The organism is Streptococcus mitis (assembly GCF_946188695.1).
Classification (GTDB): domain Bacteria; phylum Bacillota; class Bacilli; order Lactobacillales; family Streptococcaceae; genus Streptococcus; species Streptococcus mitis_DF.
The window spans coordinates 109,562-116,962 of record NZ_CAMHWI010000003.1 but is presented as its reverse complement, the minus strand read 5'-3'; the positions used below and the strand labels follow the sequence as shown (position 1 = coordinate 116,962).

The window sequence follows — 7,401 nt, the reverse complement described above, 5'->3', positions numbered from 1 at the left end:
CGAACACAGAAGTTAAGCCCTAGAACGCCGGAAGTAGTTGGGGGTTGCCCCCTGTGAGATATGGAAGTCGCTTAGCTCTAGGGAGTTTAGCTCAGCTGGGAGAGCATCTGCCTTACAAGCAGAGGGTCAGCGGTTCGATCCCGTTAACTCCCAAAGGTCCCGTAGTGTAGCGGTTATCACGTCGCCCTGTCACGGCGAAGATCGCGGGTTCGATTCCCGTCGGGACCGTTAGAATAACGTAAGTTATTTTAGACTCGTTAGCTCAGTTGGTAGAGCAATTGACTTTTAATCAATGGGTCACTGGTTCGAGCCCAGTACGGGTCATATCTGCGGGTTTGGCGGAATTGGCAGACGCACCAGATTTAGGATCTGGCGCTTAACGGCGTGGGGGTTCAAGTCCCTTAACCCGCATTAAGATATAATAAATGAGCCGGCTTAGCTCAGTTGGTAGAGCATCTGATTTGTAATCAGAGGGTCGCGTGTTCAAGTCATGTAGCCGGCATTTTTGGATAGAAGAAAGTAGTGCGAACGTAGTTCAGTGGTAGAACACCACCTTGCCAAGGTGGGGGTCGCGGGTTCGAATCCCGTCGTTCGCTTAGAGAGGCCGGGGTGGCGGAACTGGCAGACGCACAGGACTTAAAATCCTGCGATTGGTAACGATCGTACCGGTTCGATTCCGGTCCTCGGCATAATATAGAGCACCCTTAGCTCAACTGGATAGAGTACCTGACTACGAATCAGGCGGTTAGAGGTTCGACTCCTCTAGGGTGCATTTTCTATTTAACTCGGGAAGTAGCTCAGCTTGGTAGAGTACTTGGTTTGGGACCAAGGTGTCGCAGGTTCGAATCCTGTCTTCCCGATATATGGCGGTGTAGCTCAGCTGGCTAGAGCGTCCGGTTCATACCCGGGAGGTCGGGGGTTCGATCCCCTTCGCCGCTATAATGATCTTGTTGGACCTTTAGCTCAGCTGGTTAGAGCTCTCGGCTCATAACCGAGTGGTCGTAGGTTCAAGTCCTACAAGGTCCATTTGAATATTATGGAGGATTACCCAAGTCCGGCTGAAGGGAACGGTCTTGAAAACCGTCAGGCGTGTAAAAGCGTGCGTGGGTTCGAATCCCACATCCTCCTTTTTTATTAACGCGGGATGGAGCAGCTCGGTAGCTCGTCGGGCTCATAACCCGAAGGTCGTAGGTTCAAATCCTGCTCCCGCAATAAGGCTCGGTAGCTCAGTTGGTAGAGCAATGGATTGAAGCTCCATGTGTCGGCGGTTCGATTCCGTCTCGCGCCATTTTTACTTATAGTATGTATGCGGGTGTAGTTTAGTGGTAAAACTACAGCCTTCCAAGCTGTTGTCGCGAGTTCGATTCTCGTCACCCGCTTTGAACTTTGTTCTTTGTACCAAGTTTTTAACTTGGGCGCGTAGCTCAGGTGGTTAGAGCGCACGCCTGATAAGCGTGAGGTCGGTGGTTCGAGTCCACTCGTGCCCATTAATTGGAGAATTACTCAAGAGGCTGAAGAGGACGGTTTGCTAAATCGTTAGGTCGGGTAACTGGCGCAAGGGTTCGAATCCCTTATTCTCCGTTTTAATGAGGGTTTATAACTCTCTTTTTTTTGTATTTTTAAGAATAGTAGAATAAAAACTTCAGATTTGTAAAACTTAATTGGATTACTTATCTGAAGTTTTTTTGCGCTCTTTGTCAACTGTAGTGGGCTGCAGAAAAGCTAAAATCTTTATATATTGTCGTTTTTATGGTTGTGCTTATTTATTACTACTTCCAACTCTTGAGTGAAATTTCTCCGCTATTGAGCCAGATTTCTTTTCCGTTATCACATTGTACTAAAAGTTTTCCATTTTCAGAGATATCTTTAGCAAGTCCCTTGTAGTCTTTTTTGTCCAGTGTGAAAGCAACTTCTTTTCCAAGCACGAATGACTGTTTTTTATATAGGTATAATAACTCATCTGCTGGTGTTTCGAAGAAAGCACGCCAGATTTCTATGATTAATTCATTCCTTGTTATTGGAGCTGTAGTTTTAAATAAGCTAGCAGCTTTTTCTTTTAATTCTTGTGGGAAATCATTAATAGTAAAGTTGATTCCTACTCCAATAATGATATCTGTGACTAAGCCTGTTTCTACAGAGGTCATTGCTTCAGTGAGAATTCCTCCAATTTTATGATTGTTTAGGTAGATATCATTGACCCATTTTATGTCGACATCTATTAAAGTTAGGTTCTTAATGGCTTTGTAGACAGCTCCGGCTACAAGTAGTGTGTAGGAGGGTAATTTGTCGTAGGGGAGATTTGGTTTAAGATGGAGCGTCATATAAATGCCACCTTGTGGTGAGTAGAAAGAACGTTGAAATCGACCTCGACCTGCTGTTTGATAGGAAGCTATATAGAGGGTGTTTGCTTCATTCCCTAAATCAATTGCTTCTTTTGCATCGAGTTGTGTTGATCTTGTTTCGGGTTTAAAGCTGACTTTAATTGGAAGATTTTCTTCTAGAATCTCTGGAAGAATAAGGTCTCCATTCACCAGTTTATAGCCTTTGTTTTTGATACTATCAATTTCAATGCCTTCTTGTTCTAGCCGCTTGATGGCTTTCCAAATTGATGTTCGGCTGAGGGATAGTTCTTCTGCGATTTTTTCTCCGCTGATATAATCGGTTTCTTTTGCTAGAATTTGGTAGACAGCTTGGTAGGATTTCATAGTGTTTCCTTTCTTTAGGAATTGTAAATGATTTAAATATAGTTTGGATAGTTCCTTCTAATCTTTATTTTATTACTACTATTTTAACATATGCCTAGTATTTTCGGCACGATTTTTTGGAGTGAATCTAGTCATTAAGCTTGAGTTGTGAAATCTCAGTATTTTTGCTCACTTTTTTACCTAGGGAAACGTTTCCTTTGTTTTCAAATTGCTAAAAAAGTGGTACAATAAAGGGTAGCTTACTATTATCTGAATCAATTGATTTGGAGAGAAAGGATTCATTTTGAAATCAATAGGCTTTATTGAAAAGCTGAAAGGGTTGTCTAGTAAAGAGCTGATTTTATTGGGGATTATCCTGAGTATCTTTTTACCCTTTTATCTTTTTGTAGTTGTATTCTGTTTATATATTATCAGTTTAATTTTCACAGGAGACATGAAAAGTATTCTTCAGAAAATGGGGGAGCATCCGATGCTGCTTCTTTTTCTTGGCTATAGTACTGTTATATCCGTTTTTGCACAAAATTGGATGGGTCTTGTGGCTTCGGTAGGAATTTTTCTATTTACTGTTTTCTTTTTGCATTATCAGTCGATTTTATCACATAAATTCTTTCGATTGATTTTGCAGCTCGTCTTGTTTGGTAGCGTCTTGTCAGCTGCTTTTGCGAGTTTAGAACATTTCCAAATTGTGAAGAAATTCAACTATGCTTTTCTTTCACCCAATATGCAGGTGTGGCATCAGAATCGTGCAGAAGTGACCTTCTTTAATCCTAATTATTATGGAATTATTTGTTGTTTCTGTATCATGATTGCCTTCTATCTGTTTACAACGACCAAGTTGAATTGGTTGAAAGTATTCTGTGTGATTGCAGGCTTTGTGAATCTCTTTGGATTGAACTTTACTCAAAATCGAACTGCCTTTCCTGCTATTATCGCTGGAGCAATCATCTATCTCTTTACGACCATTAAAAACTGGAAGGCCTTTTGGCTTAGTATTGGGGTCTTTGCGATTGGCTTGAGCTTCCTCTTTTCCAGTGATTTGGGAGTTCGGATGGGGACTTTAGATTCTTCTATGGAAGAACGCATTTCTATCTGGGATGCTGGGATGGCCTTGTTTAAGCAAAATCCTTTTTGGGGTGAGGGGCCATTGACCTATATGCACTCTTATCCTAGAATAAATGCTCCTTATCATGAACATGCTCACAGTCTATATATCGATACGATTCTGAGTTACGGAATTGTGGGGACTATTTTATTAGTTTTGTCTTCTGTTGCTCCTGTTCGCTTGATGATGGATATGAGTCAGGAGTCGGGGAAACGCCCGATTATCGGTCTTTATCTATCTTTTCTTACAGTGGTTGCTGTGCATGGAATCTTTGACTTGGCCCTCTTCTGGATTCAGTCAGGTTTCATTTTCTTGCTAGTTATGTGCAGTATTCCATTGGAGCATCGAACTTTGGTATCAGATATGACGGATTAAGTTTATAAGATTGAAATCTTCTACCTTGAGTAGGAGATTTTTTTACTGGGAAAAATTATTTCCAAATCGAAATAGTTGACAGTTGGAACGATGAGTGTTACAATTGTTTTATTCATTTCGATATGGAAATAAATTGGAGGTGTCATGAAAGATAGTCATTTGGTAGCCCATCATATTCGTTTGTTGAATGGGCGGATTTTTCAAAAGTTACTGAGCCAAGACCCTGAAGCTCTTTATAGGAGTGAGCAGGGAAAGATTTTAGCGGTTTTATGGAATAGTGAAACTGGCTGTGCAACTGCGACAGATATTGCTCTGGAAACTGGGCTTGCTAATAATACACTGACGACGATGATTAAAAAACTAGAGGAACAAAATCTTGTAACGATTAGTCCATGTGGAGAAGATAAGCGTAAGAAGTATTTGGTTTTAACAGAGTTGGGGCTGGCCCAAAAAGAAGTGGGGGATCGAGTCAGTCAGAAATTGGATACGATTTTTTACAAAGGATTTTCAAAGGAAGAAATTCGTCAGTTTGAAGGTTTTCAAGAAAGAATTTTGGCTAATTTGAAAGAGAAGGAAAATGAGGTTTAAGATAGATCAAATTAGCTGTTTATAAGCAAAGGTCACTTTTTACTTTGTTTTCCAACTCTTAGGATAAGGAAACTATGTGGTTAGCTCTGGTCAGACTCAGATTGATGGAGTTGCTTATGCCCAGTACGATATCTTCCGTCTAGAAAACGGGAAAATTGTGGAACATTGGGACAATAAGGAAGTCATGCCTAAGGTAGAAGACTTGACCAATCAAGGAAAGTTTTAAATTGAGGACAAAGAATGATTGAATACAAAAATGTAGCCTTGCGCTACAAAGAAAAAGATGTTTTGAGAGATGTCAATTTACGGATTGAGAATGGGGAGTTTATGGTTTTAGTAGGGCCATCTGGGTCAGGTAAGACGACCATGATTAAGATGATTAACCGTCTCTTGGAACCAACTGATGGAAATATTTATATGGATGGAAAGCGCATCAAAGACTATGATGAGCGTGAACTCCGGCTTTCTACTGGATATGTTTTACAGGCTATTGCTCTCTTTCCCAATCTAACAGTTGAGGAAAATATTGCTCTGATCCCTGAAATGAAGGGTTGGACTAAGGAAGAAATTGCTCAAAAAACAGAAGAGCTTTTGGCAAAAGTTGGATTACCAGTAGCTGAGTATGGGCATAGACTTCCGAGTGAATTATCTGGTGGAGAACAGCAACGAGTTGGTATTGTTCGAGCTATGATTGGTCAACCCAAGATTTTGCTCATGGATGAACCCTTTTCAGCCTTGGATGCTATTTCGAGAAAACAGTTGCAGGTTCTTACTAAAGAATTGCATAAAGAGTTTGGGATGACAACTATTTTTGTAACCCATGATACGGATGAGGCCTTGAAGTTGGCGGATCGTATTGCTGTCTTGCAGGATGGAGAGATTCGTCAGGTGGCGAATTCCGAGACTATTTTAAAAGCTCCTGCCACAGAATTTGTAGCAGACTTGTTTGGAGGTAGTGTTCATGACTAATTTAATTGCAACTTTTCAGGATCGTTTTAGTGATTGGTTGACAGCTCTATCTCAACATTTGCAGTTGTCGCTTTTGACCCTGTTACTAGCTATTTTTATTGCAGTCCCCTTAGCGGTATTTCTTCGTTATCATGAAAAGATGGCGGACTGGGTTTTGCAGATTGCAGGGATTTTCCAGACTATCCCGTCTCTTGCCTTGTTGGGACTCTTTATCCCCTTGATGGGAATTGGAACCTTGCCGGCCTTGACAGCATTAGTGATTTATGCGATTTTTCCGATTTTGCAAAATACCATCACTGGACTCAAGGGAATTGATCCAAGTCTGCAGGAGGCTGGGATTGCCTTTGGGATGACTAGGTGGGAGCGTCTCAAGAAGTTTGAAATTCCACTTGCTATGCCCGTTATGATGTCTGGGATTCGGACGGCAGCGGTCTTAATTATCGGTACGGCAACTTTGGCGGCCTTGATTGGGGCGGGAGGACTGGGGTCCTTTATCCTTTTGGGAATTGACCGTAATAATGCCAGTCTGATTTTGATTGGGGCCCTTTCTTCTGCAGTGCTTGCCATTGCCTTTAACTTCCTGCTAAAAGTGATGGAAAAAGCAAAATTGCGGACGATTTTTTCTGGCTTTGCCTTGGTGACTATATTGCTCGGTCTGTCTTATAGCCCAGCTCTATTGGCTCAAAAAGAGAAAGAAAACTTGGTTATTGCTGGGAAATTGGGACCGGAACCAGAAATTTTGGCCAATATGTATAAACTCCTTATTGAAGAAAATACCAGCATGACTGCGACTGTTAAACCAAATTTTGGGAAAACAAGTTTCCTTTATGAAGCTCTGAAAAAAGGTGATATTGACATCTATCCTGAATTTACTGGTACGGTTACTGAAAGTTTGCTTCAACCATCACCCAAGGTGGGTCATGAGCCAGAGCAGGTTTATCAGGTGGCGCGTGATGGCATTGCCAAGCAGGATCATCTAGCCTATCTCAAACCCATGTCTTATCAAAATACCTATGCTGTAGCTGTTCCGAAAAAGATTGCTCAAGAATATGGTTTGAAGACCATTTCGGACTTGAAAAAAGTGGAAGGGCAGTTGAAGGCAGGTTTTACGCTTGAGTTTAACGACCGTGAGGATGGAAATAAGGGCTTGCAATCAATGTATGGTCTCAATCTAAATGTAGCGACTATGGAGCCAGCTCTTCGTTATCAGGCTATTCAGTCAGGTGATATTCAAATCACGGACGCCTATTCGACTGATGCGGAATTGGAGCGTTATGATTTACAGGTCTTGGAAGATGACAAACAACTCTTCCCGCCTTATCAAGGGGCACCACTGATGAAAGAAGCTCTTCTCAAGAAACATCCAGAGTTGGAAAGAGTTCTTAATAAATTGGCTGGTAAGATTACAGAAAGTCAGATGAGCCAACTTAACTATCAAGTGGGTGTCGAAGGCAAGTCAGCAGAACAAGTAGCCAAGGAATTTCTACAAGAACAAGGTTTGTTGAATAAATAACTTAAAAATGCTGAACCCAACTTCCTTAAACGACTAACTAGAAGAATGCTCAGACAATTTCGTCTGGGCTTTTTTGGTGTCAGAATTAATGATTTTCATTTTTAAATGGAAAATAAGAGGAAATTTTCAGGATTTTCTAAAATTTTACT

General features: G+C 41.3%; 5 protein-coding genes, 17 tRNA genes and 1 pseudogene. 22 read left to right on the top strand and 1 reads right to left on the bottom strand.

Annotated features, from left to right (window positions below):
- Positions 1-80: 80 nt before the first annotated feature.
- The 17 genes from N8L33_RS02850 (at position 81) to N8L33_RS02770 (ending at position 1,581) form a co-directional block, all read left to right on the top strand.
- A tRNA-Val gene (locus tag N8L33_RS02850) sits at positions 81-153 on the top strand.
- A gap of 2 nt (positions 154-155) precedes the next feature.
- Positions 156-228, top strand: a tRNA-Asp gene (locus N8L33_RS02845).
- A 23-nt stretch (positions 229-251) separates the two neighbouring features.
- Positions 252-324, top strand: a tRNA-Lys gene (locus N8L33_RS02840).
- 5 nt (positions 325-329) lie between these two features.
- A tRNA-Leu gene (locus N8L33_RS02835) sits at positions 330-411 on the top strand.
- An 18-nt stretch (positions 412-429) separates the two neighbouring features.
- A tRNA-Thr gene (locus N8L33_RS02830) sits at positions 430-502 on the top strand.
- 22 nt (positions 503-524) lie between these two features.
- Positions 525-596 (top strand) — tRNA-Gly (locus N8L33_RS02825).
- Between the two features lie 7 nt (positions 597-603).
- A tRNA-Leu gene (locus N8L33_RS02820) sits at positions 604-689 on the top strand.
- Between the two features lie 9 nt (positions 690-698).
- Positions 699-772: transfer RNA gene (locus N8L33_RS02815), tRNA-Arg, on the top strand.
- Positions 773-786: 14 nt separating this feature from the next.
- A tRNA-Pro gene (locus N8L33_RS02810) sits at positions 787-860 on the top strand.
- A 5-nt stretch (positions 861-865) separates the two neighbouring features.
- Positions 866-939 (top strand) — tRNA-Met (locus tag N8L33_RS02805).
- A 13-nt stretch (positions 940-952) separates the two neighbouring features.
- A tRNA-Ile gene (locus N8L33_RS02800) sits at positions 953-1,026 on the top strand.
- Positions 1,027-1,038: 12 nt separating this feature from the next.
- Positions 1,039-1,128, top strand: a tRNA-Ser gene (locus tag N8L33_RS02795).
- Between the two features lie 10 nt (positions 1,129-1,138).
- A tRNA-Met gene (locus tag N8L33_RS02790) sits at positions 1,139-1,212 on the top strand.
- A gap of 3 nt (positions 1,213-1,215) precedes the next feature.
- Positions 1,216-1,288: transfer RNA gene (locus N8L33_RS02785), tRNA-Phe, on the top strand.
- Between the two features lie 20 nt (positions 1,289-1,308).
- Positions 1,309-1,379: transfer RNA gene (locus tag N8L33_RS02780), tRNA-Gly, on the top strand.
- A 34-nt stretch (positions 1,380-1,413) separates the two neighbouring features.
- Positions 1,414-1,487: transfer RNA gene (locus tag N8L33_RS02775), tRNA-Ile, on the top strand.
- Positions 1,488-1,493: 6 nt separating this feature from the next.
- A tRNA-Ser gene (locus N8L33_RS02770) sits at positions 1,494-1,581 on the top strand.
- A 188-nt stretch (positions 1,582-1,769) separates the two neighbouring features.
- On the opposite strand, the gene birA is transcribed toward N8L33_RS02770, so the two are convergent.
- Positions 1,770-2,705 (bottom strand): bifunctional biotin--[acetyl-CoA-carboxylase] ligase/biotin operon repressor BirA, encoded by a 936-nt coding sequence (gene birA, locus N8L33_RS02765; protein ID WP_153193023.1) that lies wholly within the window; start codon positions 2,703-2,705, stop codon positions 1,770-1,772.
- Between the two features lie 283 nt (positions 2,706-2,988).
- On the opposite strand from birA, the gene N8L33_RS02760 reads away from it, so the two are divergent.
- The 5 genes and pseudogenes from N8L33_RS02760 (at position 2,989) to N8L33_RS02740 (ending at position 7,252) form a co-directional block, all read left to right on the top strand.
- Complete coding sequence (locus tag N8L33_RS02760) at positions 2,989-4,182, top strand: O-antigen ligase family protein (protein WP_023946034.1); 1,194 nt, start codon at positions 2,989-2,991, stop codon at positions 4,180-4,182.
- Between the two features lie 144 nt (positions 4,183-4,326).
- Positions 4,327-4,770: a MarR family winged helix-turn-helix transcriptional regulator gene (locus N8L33_RS02755; RefSeq protein WP_153193025.1), complete on the top strand. Its 444-nt coding sequence runs from the start codon at positions 4,327-4,329 to the stop codon at positions 4,768-4,770.
- Positions 4,771-4,801: 31 nt separating this feature from the next.
- Positions 4,802-4,996, top strand: a pseudogene (locus N8L33_RS02750) (nuclear transport factor 2 family protein); the annotation flags it as partial.
- 14 nt (positions 4,997-5,010) lie between these two features.
- Positions 5,011-5,739: an ATP-binding cassette domain-containing protein gene (locus tag N8L33_RS02745; protein ID WP_060805822.1), complete on the top strand. Its 729-nt coding sequence runs from the start codon at positions 5,011-5,013 to the stop codon at positions 5,737-5,739.
- Positions 5,732-7,252, top strand: a complete 1,521-nt coding sequence (locus N8L33_RS02740; protein WP_203176719.1) for an ABC transporter permease/substrate-binding protein — start codon at positions 5,732-5,734, stop codon at positions 7,250-7,252. The genes N8L33_RS02745 and N8L33_RS02740 overlap by 8 nt, the downstream gene beginning before the upstream one ends.
- The last annotated feature ends 149 nt before the right edge of the window (positions 7,253-7,401 follow it).